The sequence below is a fragment of the Kitasatospora sp. NPDC057500 genome (genome assembly GCF_042802195.1).
Classification (GTDB): Bacteria; Actinomycetota; Actinomycetes; order Streptomycetales; family Streptomycetaceae; genus Kitasatospora.
Genome location: NZ_JBHVER010000011.1, coordinates 16,836 through 34,951 on the forward strand (window position 1 = coordinate 16,836; position 18,116 = coordinate 34,951).

An 18,116-nucleotide genomic window follows, 5' to 3' on the forward strand; every position below is an offset into this window, starting at 1 on the left:
GACCGTGCAGATCACTCCGAACGATAGGGCAGTCCCCGGCGGCGATCCAGTGGTCCAGTCCAATTCTGTGCTATCGGACCGGACGGACGGTATGTGGAGGCCTCCGGGCGCCCCGGGGCCACCGCCTCCGGGCGCCCCGGGGCCGTCACCGGACTAGACTCCGAACCATGGGAGAGCGCCCGGGCGCGCCCGCCGCGCCGCCCCTGGTACTCGTCACCGACACGGACTCGCAGCTGATCGACCCGCGCCGGGCGTACCACGTCGGCCGCGACCCGACCAGCGAGATCGTCCTCGACGACCCCCGGGTCTCCTGGCACCACGCCGTGCTGCGCACCGCCGGGGACCACTGGCACCTGGACGACGTCGGCAGCACCAACGGCACCTTCGCCGAAGGCCGCCGGATCAGCTCCGAGGACATCGGCCCCGGCACCCGGCTGCGGTTCGGCAACCCCGCCGACGGCCCGTCCGCCACCTTCGCCGGCCTGGCCGCCCCCTCCGCCGACGAGCGCCCCTCCCTGGTCGCCCCGCGCGTCTCCGGCACCTTCCGCCGCCCCAGCGCCGTACTGCGGCTGCCCGGCCGGACGGTACGGATCGGCCGCGCGCCCGACAACGACCTCGTCCTCGACGACCTGGTGGTCTCCCGCCACCACGCCGAACTGCGCACCCTGCCCGACGGCGGCCACGAGATCGCCGACCTCGGCAGCCACAACGGCACCTACCTCAACGGCAGCCCCGTCCAACGGGCTCCGGTCGGCCCCGCCGACATCGTCGGCATCGGCCACTCCGCGCTCTGCCTCTCCGGCGACGAACTGGTCGAGTACACCGACACCGGCGAGATCTCGCTCAACGTGCAGGGCCTGGTGGTACGGGTCGGCCCCGACCGGCGGGTGCTGCTCGACGACGTGTCGTTCCCGCTCGCCGAGAAGGCCCTGCTCGCCGTCGCCGGCCCCAGCGGCGCCGGGAAGTCCACCCTGCTCAACGCACTCACCGGGCTGCGCCCCGCCGACGAGGGCACCGTGCTCTACGACGGGCGCGACCTCTACCGCGACTACGCCGAGCTGCGCCGCCGGATCGGGCTCGTCCCGCAGGACGACATCCTGCACACCCAGTTGACCGTCCGCCGAGCCCTGTCGTACGCCGCCGAATTACGCTTCCCCGGCGACACCGCCAAGGAGGAGCGGGAGGCCCGGGTCTCCGAGGTGATCCGTGAACTCGGCCTGGACAGCCGGGCCGACCTGGTCATCTCCAGCCTCTCCGGCGGCCAGCGCAAGCGCGTCAGCGTCGCCCTGGAACTGCTGACCAAGCCCTCACTGCTCTTCCTCGACGAGCCCACCTCGGGCCTGGACCCGGGCATGGAGCGCTCGGTGATGCAGATGCTGCGCGGCCTGGCCGACGACGGGCGCACCGTCGTCGTGGTCACCCACAGCGTGCTGAGCCTGGACGTCTGCGACCGGCTGCTGGTGCTCGCCCCCGGCGGCCGCACCGCCTACTACGGGCCGCCCGCCGAGGCACTGCCGTTCTTCGGCTTCACCGAGTGGCCGCAGGCCTTCGAGGCCTTCGAGAACGAGGACCACGAGGCCTGGCAGCGCCGGTTCCGGGAGTCCCCGCAGTACGAGCGGTACGTCGCCGCCGAGGCGCTGCCGCCCGCCCGGCCGGTGCCGGCGCCCGGCGCTCCCGCCGCGCCGACCGACGCGATCGGCCCCGAACAGCCGCAGGGCTGGTTCTCCCAGCTCGGCACGCTGATCCGCCGCTACACGGCGGTGCTCGCCGCCGACCGGCTGTTCCTGACGGTGATGATCGCCCTGCCGTTCCTGATCGGCGTGATGTGCCGCGCGATGGCGGGCAGCCGCATCTCCCCCGAGAACGCGCTCAACATCCTGCTCACGCTCTGCATCGGCGGCCTGCTCACCGGCTCCGCCAACGCGGTGCGCGAGATCGTCAAGGAACGCCCGATCTACCAGCGAGAACGCGTGGTCGGGCTGTCCCGCTCGGCCTATCTGGTCTCCAAGGTGGTGGTGCTCGGCACCATCACGGTCGCCCAGGCCGCCGTGCTGACCGTGGTCGGCCTGGCCGGCGTCGACCTCGCCCCCGTGCTGCCCACCAGCGTCACCGTGCACAGCGGCGTCCTGCTTCCGCCGCTGGTCGAGCTGATCGTCGCGGTGGCGCTGCTCTCCTTCTCCGCGATGATGCTCGGCCTGCTCGTCTCCGCTCTGGTCCGCAAGGAGGAGGCGACCATGCCGCTGCTGGTGCTGCTCTCCGTGGTGCAGATCGTGTTCAGCGGCGCCATGCTGAAGCTGCACGGGGTACCCGGCCTGGAGCAGTTCGCCTGGCTGGTGCCCTCCCGCTGGGGCCTGTCCGCGATGGCCCGCACCGTCGACCTGCACACCGTGCTGCCGAACGACATCACCGCCGACCCGATGTTCCGGCAGGAGCAGGCCGGGTGGCTGCTGGCACTGGCCGTGCTGGTCGCGCTCGCGGTGGTGCTGGCCGTCGCCGTGCTGGCCCTGCTGCGCCGGCAGGAGCCGTCGATCATGCGGAAGTGAGAAGTGACCCGGCCGATGGAGGAGCCCGCGTTCCGCCCCACCCATGTCGCCCCGCCGGACGGGCTGGCCAGCTGGGCCGCCCCGGACCCGGCGCAGCCCGCCTCCCCGCTGGACGCGCTGCTGCCGCTCCAGCTGGTCGGCCGGGCCGGCGACTGGGCCCAGGTGCTCTGCTCCAACGGCTGGTCCACCTGGGTGGACGGCCGGCTGCTGGTCTCCCTGCCCGGCAGCCCGCCCACCGCCACCGGACCACCGGCCCGTACCGCCGACCCGCGCCCCGCGCTGGCCGAGGCGGAGGGCACGCTGGCCCGCTACCGCTCGCTGCTGGAGGACCTCGCGGCCGGCGGCGCCGACCTGGAGACCTTCCGGGACCGGGCGCACGGCCTGCGGGTCGGCCTGGTCGTCGACGGCGAGCGGCTCTGGGTGTTCGACCCGCTGCACGACCGCTGGTGCTACTGCGACGGCCTGCAACTGCACACCTACGCCGTCGGCAACCGCCCGAGCCCGCCGGTCGGCCGGGCCACGGGCACCGACGAGCCCACCCGGGTGGCGGAGCCGTGATCCCGCCCCCCGACGCCACCGGCGAGGAGCCCCCGCACCCGCCCACCGAGACCGGCGCGCCTGCGGGTGAATGGCCCGGGACCGCCGCGTCCGGGACCGCCGCGTCCCGGACGGGCGAGCCCGCCGACGCGTCCGCCGACGCCGTCGAACCGCCCAGCCTGCCGGCCGGACTGGTCGGGCGCCGGGTCGCCGGCTACCGCCTTGAGGCCGAGATCGGCCGCGGCGGCATGGCCGTCGTCTACCGGGCCAAGGACCTGCGGCTGGGCCGCACCGTCGCCGTCAAGCTGCTCGCCCCCGAACTGTCCCGCAACGAGGTGTTCCGCCGGCGCTTCATCCACGAGTCGCAGGCCGCCGCCGCGATCGACCACCCGCACATCATCCCGGTCTTCGAGGCGGGCGAGGCCGACGGCATCCTGTTCATCGCGATGCGCTACGTCGAGGGCGGCGACCTGCGCACCCTGATCACCCGCAGCGGCGCCCTCCCGATCGGCCGGGCCGCCGGGCTCGCCCTGCAGATCGCCTCCGCGCTGGACGCCGCGCACGACCACGAACTGGTCCACCGGGACGTCAAGCCCGGAAACGTCCTGGTCGCCGCCGGCACCGACAGCGAACACCCCGAGCACCTCTACCTCGCCGACTTCGGCCTCACCAAGAAGTCGCTGTCGCTCAGCGGCCTGACCGGCGTCGGCCAGATCGTCGGCACGCTCGACTACGCCGCGCCCGAACAGATCACCGGCCGCCCGCTCGACGGCCGCTGCGACCAGTACGGCCTCGGCTGCGTGGTCTTCGAGATGATCGCCGGCGCGCCCCCGTTCCACCGCGAGAGCGACCTCGCCCTGCTCTGGGCCCATCTCAACGAACCGCCGCCCGCCCTGCGCGAGCACCGGCCCGACCTGCCCTCCGCCGTGGACGCGGTGGTCGCCCGCGCCCTCGCCAAGGCTCCCGACGAACGGTTCGCGAGCTGCCTCCAGTTCGTCGCCGAACTGCGCGCCGCCGCCACCGCCGCCCCCGACGCCGCTCCCCCGGCCGGGGGCCCGTGGGCCACCGGCGGCCCGCCCACCGCGGTGGTCCCCGTCCCCGCCGTCCCGCCCCCGGACGTCCCCGAACCGCCCGCCTGGGCCCTCCCCGTCGTCCGCCCGTCCGCGCGCAGGAGCACCGGATGAACGCCGTCAGCCAGGTCTTCGCGCTGATCGCCGCCGCCGTCCACCTCGTGGTGTGGCCGCTGGAGAGCTTCCTCTACGGCCACCCCCGGGTCCGCCGACTGCTCACCGCCTCCACCGCCGACGCCCCGCAGGTCCGGCTCTGGCGGGTCAACGTCGGCTTCTACAACCTCTACCTCGCCCTCGGCCTGGTGGCCGGCCTGGTCGCCCTGCACGTGGGCGAACCCGTCGTCGGCCGCACCCTGATCAGCTACCTCAGCGCCTTCATGATCGCCGCCGGCGCCACCCTCCTCGCGTCCGACCCCCGCCTCTGGCCGGGCGCCCTCGGCCAGGCCCTCCCCCCGACCGCCGTCCTCCTGGCCGACGCCCTGTAGCCGACCCGCGCCTGGTCGGCTGCGGAGTGGGAAGTCGGATCGGCCGACTTCCCGCTCCGCACCGGTGCACTCGCCCGAGTGCACGGCCGACACCGCGTCGTACGACCGGACCTCGTGCCGCCCCGACCCCCGGCGGTCCGATCCGGCGCGGCCGACGCGGCCGGCCACCCACGCCCTCACCCCGCGCGCCCGGCCGCCGCCGGCACGGCGGCCGGGGGGAAGCCAAGCGGCAGGCCACCGCCGAACCGGCCCTTGGGCACAGATCCCGCACGGCGCACCCTCAGCGCCTCACACCGCGACCGGGCAGACGCGTGGCGCCGAGCGCGCCGGCGGACACCGGAAGAGCCGGACGGGCGGGCCACCGGACCGGGCCGGCCCTGGCCGCCACGGCAATCGGGGCCCGGCCCCGCGCAGCACCCGCACGGCGCACCCGCAGCCGGCCGCACGGGCGAGGAGCGCCAAGCGCCGGCCGGCACGGAGCAAGCCGAGCCGGACCGCCGAGGCCATCGGGGCAGGCCGGACGGCGTCCGGCTCGCCCCGCCCGCCGCACCGGGCCCACCACCCCGCGAGGACGCCGACGGGCCGGAAGCACGCCGGGCGGCGTCCGGCAGACCCTCAGTCGGTCTCGCCGCGGCGGGGGAGGCGGGTGGCGGCGAGGGCGCCGAGGGCGCCGGCGAGGAGGCCCCAGCCGGCGGCGAGCGGGACGAGGGTCCACAGGCGGGGATCCAGGGTGAGGGTGCCTCCGGTGAGGGCCGCGGCGGGGCCGACCGGGTCCAGGGCCGGGCCGAGGACGGAGCTCAGCAGGTCGCCCAGGCCGCCCTCGCCGAGGCCGACACCGAGCACCGAGAGGCCGTAGTCGGCGGAGACCCTGGTCCAGACGCCGACCAGCAGCATGGTGACGGCGGCGGCCGCCGCCAGCCGGACGGCGTGCTGCCAGGGACGGACCTCGCGCGGTGAGCGGTGGGCGGCCAGCACTCCGGCGGCGAGCATCAGGACGGCCGCCAGCGGGAGCAGCCACCACACCCGGCCGTCCTGTTCGGCGAGCGTGCCGAGGCTCACCGTGCCGTCCTCCCCCTCGCCGGCGCGCAGCACGGCGGCCAGCGACTCGGGCACCGGCAGTCCGATCGCGCCGACCAGGTGGCCCTGCCACTCGCCGCCGAGGCCGACGCCGAGGGCCAGCCAGACCAGGTTGGGCAGGGCGAGCAGCACGACGGCCGCGACCTGCCGGGCGTCGCCGTTCACGGCGGCCGTGCCGATCGCCGCCACCACCCCCAGCACCACGCAGCCGAGCAGCACCAGCAGCATCGCGAACGCGGCCGGGCGGACGGCCTGCTGGAACGGCACCAGGGAGCGCGGCAGCGGCGCCCGGCGGGAGACGGCGAAGGTCGCGGCGAGCACGACCAGCAGCCAGAGCAGCCCGAGTCCGAGGGTACTGGCGGGCTCCGCGTGGAAGCCCACCTCGGGGGTGAGCCCGAGGACGCCGCCGAGCTGTTCGGCGAGGCCGTCGCCGAGCGGCACCGTGACGGTGTGCCGGGCGGCGACGCAGAGCAGGGCGAGCGCCGCCAGCCAGACCACCGCCGTCCGGGCGGCGCGGCCGAGCAGTTCGCGGCCGCCGGCCACCGCGCGGTAGCGCAGTTGGCGCAGGAAGACCTCGGCCACGGTGAGCGCGCCGACCAGGCCGACGGAGAGCGGCATCGCGGTGATCCCGGCGTCGACCGCGGCGAAGAAGCCGGCGCCGCCGTCGAGGCCGACCGAGCCACCGACGGCGAGCACGAGGGTGGCGGCGAGCACGGACGGGAAGCCGCCGCCGGGCAGCGTGTCGGCGCCGGCCGCCCAGAGGCCGAGCGCGGCCACGACCGCCATCGCGGCGAGGCCGGCCAGGACCACCGACACCGCGTCCAGCCAGCCGCGCAGCGCGCCGGGCGGTCCGGCCGCCGGGGTGTCGGCCGGCCGGCTCGGACGGGCCTGCTGCTGCATGCGGGCCTCCCTGTCGGGGGCGGTGGTCGGTGGTCCCCCGCGCCTGGCACCAGGGTCGCCCAGGACGGACCGGCCCGCCCGGGCAGGGCGCCGCGCCGTCGGCCAGTCGGCCGCTCGGCGGGTACCGGGGGCGGGTGCTGCTGTTGCGGCCGACGGGGTCCGGGGGCAGAAATGGATGCCAGTGGCAGGAGCCTCCTGCGCCGGCCGGTCGGACCGGCCCTGCGAATCGCCGTCTCCGGGCCGCCGTCCGCGAACCGCCCTGCGTGTACCGCCCTCCGCGTACCGCCGTACCGCCGTCCGCGCGCCGGAGCCCCCGATCGGAGCCCTCGATGAGTTCCCAACCGCCTTCCTCCGGGCCCCCGCTCGGCCCGCCCTCCGGGCCGCCGTCGGGGCCGCTCTCGGGTCCGCCGTCGGGCGGCGGCCACGCCGGGCCGCCCGGTCCGCCGTCCGGCCCGCCGTCGGGTGGCGGCGGCTCCTCGGGTACGGGCGGACCCTCCGGACGGCCGACGCCGTGGTGGCGCTCGCGCCGGAAGGCCGCGGTGGTGGCCGGCCTGGCCGCGCTGGCGGTGGCGGGGACGGTGCTGATCGTCAACAACGCCGGCGGCGGTGGCCGGCAGGAGAACACCATTCCCACGGCCAACGAGGTCGCGCTCCAGCCGCCGCAGGACCCGGGCCCGGCGCCGTTCACCCCGTCGGTGGAGACCCAGGCGGTCCAGGCACCGGCCCCGCCCTCGACCCCCGCCGGGACGACCGCCACCCGAACGGACGGTGCGACCGCGACCGCCGCCCTGCGCAGCGTCGAGGGGACCTCGGCGGGCGTGTACGGCGGGACGATGAACAAGCCGAGCTGCGACGTCGAACACCTGGTCTCGATCACCTCGACCGGTGACACCGGCCGGGCCTGGGCATCGGCACAGGGCATCGAGCAGTCGGCCGTCCCGGGCTACCTGCGCTCGCTGACCTCGGCGTACCTGCGGGTGGACACCCGGGTCACCAACCACGGCTACCAGGGCGGCGCGGCCGTCGCCTACCAGTCCGTGCTCCAGGCCGGCACCGCGGTGCTGGTGGACGCGCAGGGCGTGCCGCGGGTGCGGTGCGGCTGCGGCAATCCGCTGAAGCCGCCGACGCTGGTCAGCGACGCCAAGTACACCGGCAAGGCGTGGGCGGGCTTCCAGCCGAGCGCGCTGATCGTCGTGGTCGCCGCGCCGAAGCCGGTGACCGAGATCGTGCTGGTGGACGTCACGACCGGCGGCTGGTTCGCCCGGGGGACCGGGCAGGTCAAGGTCGTCGACCGGCCGGCCCCGGCGCCGACCGGCGCGCTGGCGCCCGGCGTCCCCGCCGCCTCCGTGTGGAAGACGGCCTCGCCGACGGCGTCCGGCCCGACCTCCGGCTCGACCTCGGCCACCACCTCGGGCGCCACCACCTCGGGCGCGACGACCTCCGGCGCGACGACCTCCGGCTCGGCCACCTCGGGCTCGGCGATCCCGACCACCGCTTCGCCGACGGCCACCACCACGGGCCCGACCACTCCGGGCGCGACCACGACGGGGACCCCCAGCAGCCCGACCACCCCCGCCCAGACCACCCCGGCCGTGACGACCCCGGCCCAGACCACCCCCGCCCAGACCACCCCGCCGCCGACCACCACGGCGAAGCCGACGGTGACCGTGACGAGCACCCCGGCCGCCACGGCGACGACCGCGAAGACGGCCACCGCCACGACCACCACCACGACCGCCCCCGCCGGTACGGCCACCGGCACGACCGCGACGAACACCTCCGTCGAAGAGCCGGCGACGGCCACCGGCAGCACCGGCTGAGCCGATCCGAACAGTTGGAGGACCCATGCTCCGCTCCCGCCCCAAGCGCACGGCCCTCGGTCTGGCCGGCGCCCTCACCGCCGTGCTGACGGCGTTCGCCGGCGCCGGCGCCGCACCGGCCCAGGCCGCCACCGCGCCCGCAGCCACCGCCGGGCAGGTCCTGGTCGCACCGCCGGCGCCGCCGCTCCGGGCCCAGCTCCAGATCCAGGCGCAGGCGCAGACGCAGGCCGCCGGTTCGCCCACCGTCTCCCCGGCGGCCCCCTTCGACCACGTCCCGGCCAACAGCGACTACCGCTGCGACCCGGGCAACCTCTGCACCCTGGTCTGGGACCCCACGACCGGCGACTACAAGATCTTCTACCTCTACGCCTGTGCCCGGTACAGCCTCAGCGGCTGGTTCGGCCAGGGGTTCTACGCCGACAACCAGAGCGGCGGCGTGCGGTCGTACTTCTACGGCGCGAACGGCGCCGTGCTGAAGTCCTTCACGCCCGACGGCGGCCTCAACCACACCCAGGACTGGACGCCCGTCTGGGCCATCCGGAACTGCTGAGGCCGTCCCGCCCCTCGCGCCCCGTCCACCTCCGCGGTGGGCGGGGCGCGGCGCGCGGTCAGGGCAGCAGCACCTCGGTGTCGTCCGGCCCGAGCACCCGCCCGTCGGCCGACCGGACCTCCACCCGGGCGACCGGTGAACCCGAGGCCCGGTCGACCAGACGGGCCCGCGGCTCGTCGTCCGTGAAGAAGTACCGCTCGCCCCACTGGCGCAGCGCGGTGACGACGGGAAACAGCGCGCGGCCCTTCTCGGTGAGCACGTACTCCTGGTAGGGACTGCCGTCGGCGGCCGGGGCCAGTTCGAAGACGCCGTTGGCGACCAGGTTGGCGAGGCGGGCGGAGAGGATGTTCTTCGCCAGGCCGAGGTTCTTCTGGAACTGCCCGAAGCGGCGCAGCCCGTCGAAGGCGTCACGGACGATCAGCAGCGTCCAGCCGTCGCCGAGCACGTCCAGCGGCCGGGCGACCGGGCAGGCCGCCTCCTCGTGCGAGGTGCGTTTCGGCACGCGCGCCTCTCCTCTCGCCTGCGGTCCCGCGCTCCGGCGGGAGCGGGTTTCACCTTGCAACCCTACCGGTCCGGCCCACGGCACCCCGCGGTTGCTTTATGAAACCACTCCGTGCGAGGGTAGCGAGGTAGCACTTTGAAACCACACTCCCGGCCGCCGTACCGCCCGAAGGAGCCCCTCCGCCGTGCCCACCCCCGTGGTCCCGCCCGCCCGCACCGGCGACGCCGCCACCGCGTCCGCCCGCCGGCTCTCCCCCGCCGTCGTCTGGCTGTTCTCGGTCGCGAGCGGCCTGGCCGTCGCCAACGTCTACTACGCCCAACCCCTGCTCGACCTCATCGCCGACGACCTCGGCATCGGCCGCGCCACGGTCGGCCTGGTCGGCACGCTCACCCAGGTCGGCTACGCCGTCGGCCTGGTGCTGCTGGTCCCGCTCGGCGACCACCTCGACCGCCGGCTGCTGATCACCGCCCAGCTCGGCCTGTCCGTCGCGGCGCTCACCGCGGTGGCCGTCGCCCCCTCGGCGGCGCTGATGCTGCTCGCCACGGCGGCGGTCGGGGTGCTCGCCGTGGTGGCGCAGGTGATGGTCGCCCACGCGGCCTCGCTCGCCGACCCCGCCGACCAGGGGCGGGTCGTCGGCACCGTCACCAGCGGCATCGTGATCGGCATCCTGCTCGCCCGCACCGTCGCCGGCACCATCGGCGACCTCGCCGGCTGGCGTGCCGTCTACGTCGTCTCCGCCATCGCCACCGGGGTGACGGCCGTCGTCCTCGCCGCCGCCGTCCCGGCCGAGCCGCGCCGCCGACCGGAGCGGATCCGCTACCCGCGGCTGGTCGGCTCGGTGTTCACCCTGTTCGCCGAGGAGCCCGTGCTGCGGGTCCGGGCCGGGCTCGCGCTGCTGGTCTTCACCGCCGTCACCATCCTGCTCACCCCGATGGTGCTGCCGCTCGCCGCGCCGCCGTTCGACCTCAGCCACACCGAGATCGGGCTCTTCGGCCTGGCCGGGGCCGCCGGCGCGCTCGGCGCCGGGCACGCCGGCCGGCAGGCCGACCGGGGGCGGGCGCGGCGCACCCTGGCGGTCGGGCTCACCGCGATGCTCGTCTCCTGGCCGCTCGCCGGGCTGCTGCCGCACTCGGTGTGGTGGCTGGTGCTCGCCATGGTGGTGATCGACTACGGCCTGCAGTCCGTGCACGTGGTCAACCAGCACCTGCTGTACCAGGTCCGGCCCGAGGCGCGCAGCCGGCTGACCGCCGGGTACATGCTGTTCTACTCGATCGGCAGCGCGCTGGGCGCGATCGTCTCCACCGTGGTGTACGAGCACGGCGGCTGGACCGCGGTCTGCTGGCTGGGCGGCGGTGTCAGCCTGCTCGCGCTCGCCTTCTGGCGGGCCACCGAGCGGCGGGCCACCGAGCGCGGCGCCACGCGGCGCGGCGTCAGCCCGTGACCGCCAGCTCCGCGACCACCGCGCGGTGGTCGGTGCCGCGCACCGTGTGCTCGGCCACCGACACCGCGCGCAGCGCCTCGCCGTGCAGCACGTGGTCGATCTGGATCACCGGCCACAGACCGGGGAAGTAGCTGTTGGACACCGGCCAGGTCGGCGCGACGCCGCGCCCGAGCTCCTCGTGGCTGTCGGTGAGGCCGGTGCCGAGCAGCGCGCGCATCGGGGTGTGGTCGAGCGTCGCGTTGAAGTCCCCCAGCAGGACGGCGTTGCGGGTGGCGCCGGCCACCGCCGCCCGCAGCTCGTCGAAGTCCTCCGCCCAGCGGGCCGCGTCGCCCATCGGGTAGTAGGTGTGCACGGCCGTCAGCCGCACGGCGCGTCCGCCGACCGTCACCTCGGCCGCGATCTGTTCCCGGGCCGCCTCGGAGGCCGAGCCGTCCAGCGGGGTCAGCGGCAGCCGGGAGAAGATCGCGGTGTCCCGGCCCGGCCGCTGCTCCCGGTGGGGAAGCACCTCGGCGATCCCCGCCCGGTCCAGCCGCTCGGCGGCCCCCGGGCCGAACTCCTCCAGCGCGAGCACGTCGACCCGCTGCTCGCGCACCAGCCGGACGAGCGCGGCCGCGTCGGCCTGGCCGAGGTAGGCGTTGCTGGTCGCGACCCGCAGCCGCGGCGCGTCGGCCGCCGGGGCGCCACCGCCCTCCGGCACCAACCGCGGGACGAGCCAGACGAGTTGCACCGCCACCAGGACCGCGGCCAGCGCCGCCGGCCACCACGAGCGCAGCGCCAGCAGGACGCCGAGCGCGAGCACCCCGGCGAGCGCCGTGTAGGGCAGTCCGACCACGACGAGGGCGAGCGACGTCCCGTCGTCCCACCCGCCGAGGCGGACCGCCACCAGCCCGGCCGCCCCGGCCAGGACGGCACCGCAGGCACCCGTCAGCACCCGCCGCGTCCACCGCCACCAAGCCGCCCGGCCCACCCGCTCCCCCGTCCGCCACTCCCGCACCATCACGCTTCCGCGCAAAGACGCCCGTTCTGAAGAAACGGTTCCGCTTGCGCCCCGGCACCCGTTCGAGCCAGGCTCTCAGTCCACGCAGGGGATGCCGCCGGCCTTCACCGCCGGGCCCTGCATGGGGAGCTCGGTGGTCGGTTCGGCGGTCGGCTCGGCGGTCGGCTCGGATGGGGCGGGAACGGGCGGGGCGGGGACGGAGGGGGTGGTGGGCGCGAGGGTGACGACCACATGACCCGACGGCACCGCCGACGACGCCGTGGCCGTGACGCCGTAGCGGGCCGCGAGCCGCTCGGCGTCGGCCTTCGTGCCCGCGCCGTAGGCGACCGTCGTCGCCTTCGCCCGCCCGGCGGCCGCCGTTCCCGTCGCCCTGCCCGCCGGGAAGCCGAGTTCGGCGAGCGCCCCGGACTCCGCGGCCGCCGCCTCCGCGTTCGCGCCGTGGACGTCGACGACCGCCCGCGCCCTGCTCGGTGTGGCGGTGGGCGCCTCCACCGGTGACGACGCCGTCGCCGGAGCCGGAGCCGACGCGTCGGTCGTGGCCGGCGGCGGGGCCTCGTGCCCGAACAGCTGCTTGACGATGCGCTTGATCTGGTCCGGGTCGACGGTGTTGACCTCCTGGCCCCCGATCGTCTTGAACCCGGTGATCGGCAGCGTGTTGAACTCGACGTTCCCGCCGGTCAGATTGGGCGCCTGCTGGGCGAAGTCCAGCACGTTCCAGCGGTCGTCGATGACCACGTCCTTCTTCACCGCGTCGAACAGCCGCTGGAGCTGCCCCAGGTCGTTGACCACGCCCTGCTGCTTGAGCTTGTACACGACGGAGGAGATGAAGGCCTGCTGCCGGTGGGTCCGGTCCAGGTCGCCGTTCTTCAGGTGGTGGCGCTGGCGGACGAACGACAGCGCCTGCCGGGCGTCGAGCGAGCTGACGCCGGCCGGGAGCCTGAGCCCGGTGCCGCCGCCCTCGTGGTTCGCCGTCCTGGCCACGATCGGGTCGTCCACCGGATTGTTGAGGCAGACCTGGATCGGTTCGACGGCCTTGGCGATGTCGTAGAAGCCGATCAGGTTCACCTCCGCGAAGTGGTCGACGGGGATGCCGAGGAGGGCCTGCACCGTCTGGATGGTCGCGGCCCGCCCGGCCTCGCGGCTCTGCCGCTCCAGTTCGGCCTTGGACAGCCCCTTGCCGCCCAGCTTCTGCTCCGCGGCCTCCTTGGCGATCCCGTACGCCTCCTTGACCTTGTGCATCCTCCCGTCCGCGCCGACGGTCTGCACGTAGTCGTCGCGCGGGACGGACAGCGCCGTCACCTTGCCGCCGTCGGCCGGTATGTGCAGGACGATCAGCGCATTGGTGTTGTAGCCGCCGATCTCGCTGGAGCCGGCGTGCAGTTCCTCCTCCACGAACTCCTTGGGGAGGTCGTTGCCGTCCATGTCCTTGCGGCTGTCGAGGCCGATGAGCAGCAGGTTGACGGACTTGTCGAGGTGCGGAGGCGCGTTCTTCCGGGCCTCGGTGAGCGCGGCCGACTTCACCATGCCGCCGTCGAGCTGCCGGTACTCGTACCAGGTGAAGCCGCTCGCGCCGAGGACGGCCGCCGAGACGGTTCCGGCGAGGAGGCGGCCGGCGATGGTCAGCGGCCTGGTGCGGGACTCAGCCACGGTGGCTCCTCCGGGCGGGGGTCGGGGCGCCGGCGGTCCGGCGCCGGTCGGTGCGGCGGGCCGTGCGGTGGTCGGTTCGGCGGGCCGGGGCCGCGCGTCGGTCTGCGCGACGGTCCGGGTGCCGGTCCGGGTGCCGGCCTGCGCGACGGTCTGCCCGACGGTCGAGGACCACCCGCACGACGACGGCCAGCAGCGCGGCCACCACCGCCGCCGCCATCACCGGGAACGCGCCGACCACCCAGCGCACCGCCGCCGAGACGAGCGCCCTGCCCTGGAGGCCGTCGCGGTCGGCGAGGTAGGCGGTGCCCGCCCGGGCGGCCAGCACGACGGGCGGCGCGGCGATGACGACCCACCAGCGGCCGGCGCGGCCGCAGAGCAGCGCCGCACCACCGGTACCGAGCACGGCGCCGGCGGCGAACAGCGGGCCGCCGCCGTGCCCGGCCAGTTCCCCGGCCACCGCGCCGGCCAGGGGCAGTCCGACCGCGGCGAGCAGCACCGGCAGCACACCGCCCGAGCGCCGTGACCCGGCTCGGCGGGCCGCCGCCCGGCCACCGTGACCAGCGGCGGCCCGCGGACCCGGTACGGACACCGCGGCGGGGAGCGGCTCCGCCTCCCGCTCCGAGGTCCTCGCTCGTCGCCCGGCCATGCCCCACACCCCTTCCGCGGACCCGTCAGCAAACTTCTACAATGCTGTAGAGCAAGTCAGGAGCATACAAACCCACCCCCGCAAAGTCATCCCGCCGGCGCCCCGCCCTCACGAAACCCCAGGTCAGCGGCGGCTAGGATGAACGCGAACCGCGCCGGACGAACAGAAGGACCATCATGTTCGACAACCTCAAGAACCTCGCCGACAAGGCCACCGACCTCGCCCGCGAGCACAGCGGCGCCATCACCCAGGGCCTGGACAAGGTCGCCGACGTCATAGACGACAAGACGGACGGCAAGTACAGCGGCCGGATCGACACCGCCGCCGACAAGGCCAAGGACTTCATCAACGGCCTCGACCAGTCCAAGTAGCACCGGCTCGCCGGCGCCCCGGCCCGCGTCCGGCCGGGGCGGGACACCGGCGACGCTCCCCGCAGAAGCGGGTCAGACGGTGGCCGCCGACCGGGCCGCCCACTGCGACCGCCAGGCCAGCGCGTCCGCGACGCCCTCGGCGATGGTCCGGCGCGGCGTCCAGCCGAGCAGTTCGCGCGCGGCGGTCACGTCGCTGAAGCAGCCGAGGACGTCCCCGGGCCGGGGCTCGGCCTCCCGGACGTCCAGCGTCGCGCCGACCGCCTGCTCGAAGGCGGCGACCAGCTCGCGGACGGTGGTGCCGTCGCCGGTCCCGATGTTGACGACCCGGTAGCGCTCCTCCGCCGCCGGCCCGACCACCTCGTCGAACCGGACCAGCGCGGCGACATGGGCCTCGGCGACGTCCTGCACATGGATGTAGTCGCGGATGCCCGAGCCGTCCCTGGTCTCCCAGTCGACCCCGGTGATGGTGAACGGCGTGCCGTTGGTGTGCGCCTCGATCAACTTGCCCAGCGCGTGACTCGGCTGGAGGTCCTGCAGCCCGGTGCGCAGCTGCGGATCGGCGCCGATCGGATTGAAGTACCGCAGCGCGATGACCCGCGTCCGCTCGGCTCCGTCACCGCGCGTCCAGTCCTGGAGCACCTGTTCCATCATCTGCTTGGTGCGCGCGTACGGGCTGTTCCCCTCGACCGGGCAGGACTCGTCGACGCGGCCGGTCGGGGTGGGCAGGTAGATCGAGGCGGAGCTGCTGAAGACCACCCGGGTGCAGCCGTTGCGCTGGAGCGACTCCAGCAGGTCGACGGTCTTGCCGACGTTCTCCCGGTAGTAGAACAGCGGCCGGGAGACCGACTCGGGCACCACGATCCGCGCGGCGCAGTGCAGGGCCGCGTCGATGTCGGGGTGCTCGGCGAAGATCCGGTCGACCAGCTCCGGGTCCGCGATGTCGCCCCGGTAGAACACCCGGCCCTCGACGAACTCGGCCCGGCCCTTGGAGAGGTCGTCGAGGACGACCGGGGTGATGCCCGCGTCCAGCAGGGCCGATGCCACGGTGCTTCCGATGAATCCCGCACCGCCCGTGATCAGTACCTTGCGCATGACCGGACGCTCCTTTCCTCGGCGGGCACCCGGTGGCGCCCGTCGGGTGGGGGACGACCGGTTCGCACGCGGTGGTTCCCCCCGGCAACGGATCCGCCGCCGCCCGAACCGGGGCGCGTCGGCGGGCGCGCGAGCCGCGACGGGGGCGCGCGACGACGGGCGCGGGGGCGCGCGACGGGCGATGCGGCTACCGAGCGCGGGGCGGACAATCCGCGGCAGCGCCGGGAACGGGCGCGGGTGGGCGGGCACCGCGCACAAAGCGGCGCCGGGGAGCGTACTCGGGGGGTGTACGCTCCCCGGCAGGGGGTGGTGGCGGCCACCGCACCGGTAGTCCGGGGGTCCGGACACCGGTCGCCGTGACCGGAATGCTAGACCTGCGCGCAGGTCGTGACCAGAGCTCTGACCAGCTAATTTCCCGTCCAGGACATGCCACTTGACCCCCAGGAACCGCTCCGGCCCCACCCGGCCCGACGGTCCGTCGACCACCGGGCGGTTGCCCGTCCGGCCCGCACCGGACGGCGGACCGACGAGGTGTCACGAGCGCCCGGCCGCCCTCGGCACACCCCCTTGCACGCCCTCGATCACCCGCGCGCGCCCGGGGTCCGGCGCGAACCGGCCGTCCGGGGCCCGGACGTCGGGGAGCCTGGCGCCGGGGGCGCGCTCAGGCGGCGACGTCGAGCCGCTGGACGGCGGGGCGGGAAGCGCCGTGCCGGTGCAGTCCGGCGAGCCCGGCGGCGAGCCGCTTCGGGTCCCCGGTCAGCCAGAACCGCAGCGCGGCGGCCAGGGCGGCGCTCGCCGGGCCGACCCGCAGCCCGCTCACCGCGGCGATCCGCTCGCCGACCAACGGGAGCAGGTCGGCGACCGCCGCCGGCAGCCAGAGCGTCATCGCACACGGGGCGGGCCGGGCCAGCACGCGCAGCAGCTGCACCACCCCCGCGTCCCCGGGGATGGCGGCGAGCGCGGCGCCGGTCGACCGCGCGGGCAGGACGTGCAGGCCGGGGATGACGTCCAGCAGACCGTCCACGACCACGTCCGACACGTCGGTGCCGTGGCCCCGCGCGAGTTCGCGCAGCAGGGCCCGCTCAGCAGCCGTGATCCTGACGGTCAGCATGACTTCTTCGCAGTCCATGGTCCCAGTTCCCGTCCAGAGCGTGAAGGTGTGCTCGTCCGTTGTCGGTCGTGTACCGGTCAGCCCGTGCCGATCATTACCTGCCCGTCAGTGGGCCCCCGCTATCGGCGCGATCAAGCCATAGTGGCCGTCGTAACGGCGGTAGAGCACCCGGCCGCGGCCGTCGCCGGGGTCGGTGTGGAAGACGAACGGCCAGCAGGTGAGCCAGAGTTGGCGGACCGCCTCGGCCGGCTCCAGCCGGGGCGCCGGGTGCGGGCTCTCGACCAGCGGCAGCCCCGGGCCGCCGAACCGGGCCGTGGAATGCGCCCGGACCAGCCGGAACCCCCCGTTGCCGGGCCTGCGGTGGACCAGGCTGTCCTGGCCGGTCAGCGCGTCCGAGAAGAGGTGGAAGCGGTAGTCCAGCGCCAGCATCTCGCGGACCGCCTGATCGGGCGTGCGGCAGGCCAGGCGTACGGACTTGCGCCGCACGATCCGCCGTTCGGCCGGCGGGCGCGCCGCGTACTGCGGCCGGTAGGAGCTCTCGAACGCCGAGGCGAGCCCTATGTCGCCCAGCTCGCGCAGTCGCACCGCGCGCCCCGCGAGCGTGCCGAGCGCCAGGTCGACCGCCTCGCGCACCTCCACCGCGGCCAGCTCCACCCGCACCCGGCCGGCGCCGTCGAGCTCCACCGACGCCTGTGCGACGGCGGGCCTGGTGACCGACCGGTCACGCGGGCGAGTGAGCCGCAGCCGGGCGGCGTGCGCGTCCGGTCCGAGGTCCGTGATCAGCGCCAGCGACCGCATCCGGGCGTACTCGGCGTCCTCGCGGGGCAGTTCGCCCCGGATCTCCACGCGGAGGTCGAGCGCGGGCCGGTTGCGCAGACGGGTCATCAGGGGGTCCTCCTCGGTTCTGCACCATGCTGGACCCCCGCACACCGTCCCGCCGAGGGCCGAAAGGCCCTGCCTGCCAGGCAGGACGGCCCCGGCGGGCCGCTCCACCGGCACACCCGCGGGGCGTCGCGGCCGGGTCCGCGGACCGCCTCCGCCGGCGCGCCCTCATCGGGACACGCCGCGCACACCTTGAGGACACTCCACCAATGGAGTGATCCATCCGGACACGGCGCAACGCTCGCGCGACCGGCGCGTTTCCTATGGCGTGCGCCCTCTGTCCGTGGCGCGCGCGGGGGTCTGCTTCAACAGGCCTCCGAATCCCGGCTGTCGCGGCGGCGGCTCCGGTGGTACCGCGGCGCCGGGTCGGTCGACCGGTCCGACTCCGGCCGGTCACGCCGGGCCGTCCCACCGGTCCGTCCCCCCGGTCCATCTGGTGAGAGGT

At 75.4% G+C, this 18,116-nt stretch carries 16 protein-coding genes; 8 read left to right on the forward strand and 8 right to left on the reverse strand.

Annotation, left to right across the window (positions count from 1 at the left end):
- Positions 1 to 167 precede the first annotated feature (167 nt).
- The 4 genes from ACFU74_RS04060 (at position 168) to ACFU74_RS04075 (ending at position 4,635) form a co-directional block, all read left to right on the forward strand.
- Positions 168 to 2,543 (forward strand): FHA domain-containing protein, encoded by a 2,376-nt coding sequence (locus ACFU74_RS04060; RefSeq protein ID WP_380751379.1) that lies wholly within the window; start codon positions 168 to 170, stop codon positions 2,541 to 2,543.
- A gap of 15 nt (positions 2,544 to 2,558) precedes the next feature.
- The gene (locus ACFU74_RS04065; protein WP_380751382.1) at positions 2,559 to 3,101 is read left to right on the forward strand and encodes a hypothetical protein; all 543 of its coding nucleotides are present in this window, start codon (positions 2,559 to 2,561) and stop codon (positions 3,099 to 3,101) included.
- Between the two features lie 158 nt (positions 3,102 to 3,259).
- On the forward strand, positions 3,260 to 4,264 hold the full coding sequence (locus tag ACFU74_RS04070) for a serine/threonine-protein kinase (RefSeq protein WP_380751541.1): 1,005 nt from the start codon (positions 3,260 to 3,262) through the stop codon (positions 4,262 to 4,264).
- On the forward strand, positions 4,261 to 4,635 hold the full coding sequence (locus tag ACFU74_RS04075) for a DUF1304 domain-containing protein (RefSeq protein ID WP_380751385.1): 375 nt from the start codon (positions 4,261 to 4,263) through the stop codon (positions 4,633 to 4,635). Before ACFU74_RS04070 ends, ACFU74_RS04075 begins: the two co-directional genes overlap by 4 nt.
- Positions 4,636 to 5,250: 615 nt before the next feature.
- Here ACFU74_RS04075 and ACFU74_RS04080 read toward each other — a convergent pair.
- Positions 5,251 to 6,612: a streptophobe family protein gene (locus tag ACFU74_RS04080; protein WP_380751388.1), complete on the reverse strand. Its 1,362-nt coding sequence runs from the start codon at positions 6,610 to 6,612 to the stop codon at positions 5,251 to 5,253.
- A 539-nt stretch (positions 6,613 to 7,151) separates the two neighbouring features.
- On the opposite strand from ACFU74_RS04080, the gene ACFU74_RS04085 reads away from it, so the two are divergent.
- A complete protein-coding gene (locus tag ACFU74_RS04085; protein ID WP_380751391.1) occupies positions 7,152 to 8,432 on the forward strand; it encodes a DUF6777 domain-containing protein in 1,281 nt (426 codons plus the stop codon).
- A gap of 25 nt (positions 8,433 to 8,457) precedes the next feature.
- A complete protein-coding gene (locus tag ACFU74_RS04090; protein WP_380751394.1) occupies positions 8,458 to 8,982 on the forward strand; it encodes a hypothetical protein in 525 nt (174 codons plus the stop codon).
- A 58-nt stretch (positions 8,983 to 9,040) separates the two neighbouring features.
- Here ACFU74_RS04090 and ACFU74_RS04095 read toward each other — a convergent pair whose 3' ends face one another.
- Complete coding sequence (locus tag ACFU74_RS04095) at positions 9,041 to 9,484, reverse strand: winged helix-turn-helix transcriptional regulator (protein ID WP_380751397.1); 444 nt, start codon at positions 9,482 to 9,484, stop codon at positions 9,041 to 9,043.
- A 184-nt stretch (positions 9,485 to 9,668) separates the two neighbouring features.
- On the opposite strand from ACFU74_RS04095, the gene ACFU74_RS04100 reads away from it, so the two are divergent.
- On the forward strand, positions 9,669 to 10,925 hold the full coding sequence (locus tag ACFU74_RS04100) for an MFS transporter (protein WP_380751400.1): 1,257 nt from the start codon (positions 9,669 to 9,671) through the stop codon (positions 10,923 to 10,925).
- Here ACFU74_RS04100 and ACFU74_RS04105 read toward each other — a convergent pair.
- The 3 genes from ACFU74_RS04105 to ACFU74_RS04115 all read right to left on the reverse strand — a co-directional run bounded on the left by ACFU74_RS04105 (position 10,915) and on the right by ACFU74_RS04115 (position 14,065).
- On the reverse strand, positions 10,915 to 11,856 hold the full coding sequence (locus ACFU74_RS04105; RefSeq protein WP_380751403.1) for an endonuclease/exonuclease/phosphatase family protein: 942 nt from the start codon (positions 11,854 to 11,856) through the stop codon (positions 10,915 to 10,917). The genes ACFU74_RS04100 and ACFU74_RS04105 overlap by 11 nt on opposite strands.
- A 141-nt stretch (positions 11,857 to 11,997) precedes the next feature.
- Positions 11,998 to 13,569: an LCP family protein gene (locus ACFU74_RS04110; protein ID WP_380751406.1), complete on the reverse strand. Its 1,572-nt coding sequence runs from the start codon at positions 13,567 to 13,569 to the stop codon at positions 11,998 to 12,000.
- Positions 13,562 to 14,065: a DUF6542 domain-containing protein gene (locus tag ACFU74_RS04115; protein WP_380751409.1), complete on the reverse strand. Its 504-nt coding sequence runs from the start codon at positions 14,063 to 14,065 to the stop codon at positions 13,562 to 13,564. The genes ACFU74_RS04110 and ACFU74_RS04115 overlap by 8 nt, the downstream gene beginning before the upstream one ends.
- 326 nt (positions 14,066 to 14,391) lie before the next feature.
- Between ACFU74_RS04115 and ACFU74_RS04120 the strand changes: the two genes are divergently transcribed.
- On the forward strand, positions 14,392 to 14,586 hold the full coding sequence (locus ACFU74_RS04120) for an antitoxin (RefSeq protein WP_380751412.1): 195 nt from the start codon (positions 14,392 to 14,394) through the stop codon (positions 14,584 to 14,586).
- Between the two features lie 72 nt (positions 14,587 to 14,658).
- Here ACFU74_RS04120 and galE read toward each other — a convergent pair whose 3' ends face one another.
- The 3 genes from galE to ACFU74_RS04135 all read right to left on the reverse strand — a co-directional run bounded on the left by galE (position 14,659) and on the right by ACFU74_RS04135 (position 17,674).
- The gene (galE, locus tag ACFU74_RS04125) at positions 14,659 to 15,678 is read right to left on the reverse strand and encodes a UDP-glucose 4-epimerase GalE (RefSeq protein WP_380751415.1); all 1,020 of its coding nucleotides are present in this window, start codon (positions 15,676 to 15,678) and stop codon (positions 14,659 to 14,661) included.
- A gap of 661 nt (positions 15,679 to 16,339) precedes the next feature.
- The gene (locus tag ACFU74_RS04130) at positions 16,340 to 16,807 is read right to left on the reverse strand and encodes a hypothetical protein (protein WP_380751418.1); all 468 of its coding nucleotides are present in this window, start codon (positions 16,805 to 16,807) and stop codon (positions 16,340 to 16,342) included.
- 87 nt (positions 16,808 to 16,894) lie between these two features.
- Positions 16,895 to 17,674, reverse strand: a complete 780-nt coding sequence (locus ACFU74_RS04135) for a sigma 54 modulation/S30EA ribosomal C-terminal domain-containing protein (RefSeq protein ID WP_380751421.1) — start codon at positions 17,672 to 17,674, stop codon at positions 16,895 to 16,897.
- Positions 17,675 to 18,116: the final 442 nt, after the last annotated feature.